Raw genomic sequence first — 533 nt, forward strand, 5'->3', positions numbered from 1 at the left:
AAACACCGCCAGGGCAAGCTGTGGGACGCCCTGCAGCAGGGGCATCCGTTCGGGACGATCCGGGAGCAAGATCCAAACAAGTATTCATGGAGTGCATCCGACAAATTGGGAGACGAGGGCAGCGCAAGTGCCTCGGCTCTGGAGAATGGAATTCGCGGCCTGCCTGTGTACTGGCCGGCTCCATCGTTCTTTGCGTCCGAACCATCAGAAGACCCTCAATGGCCCAGTTCCGAAGCAGACCCACCCATCGGAACCGTCGCAGCCACCGACAGCAACGGCCTCGCATACACGCTTTTCGTCCCCGCCGGCTACATGCTGTCGGATCACCCCGACCGCCTCCTCGAAAAAGCCTTCGCGTTCTTCGATGAGCACCCCGATGTTCCCTACCTGGTGCTCGCCGCTAGCGATGGCCTGTATTTCCGCCATCTGAACCGTCCCAATGGCAGCCCCCAGCTCATCTACAACGGCTACTATGTCCCCTCTATGCCCGCCTCCGCGGCGCTCTTCGTCCTCGCCCGCCGCGAGCGGGGCGA

1 protein-coding gene is annotated in these 533 nt (G+C 62.1%); it reads left to right on the top strand.

Annotated elements, in window-relative coordinates; all coding sequences use genetic code 11:
- The coding region (locus tag ZRA01_RS20440) for a type VI lipase adapter Tla3 domain-containing protein (RefSeq protein WP_141355205.1) at window positions 1-533 on the top strand (533 nt) is incomplete at both ends.

Source organism: Zoogloea ramigera, assembly GCF_006539865.1.
GTDB classification, from domain to species: domain Bacteria; phylum Pseudomonadota; class Gammaproteobacteria; order Burkholderiales; family Rhodocyclaceae; genus Zoogloea; species Zoogloea ramigera.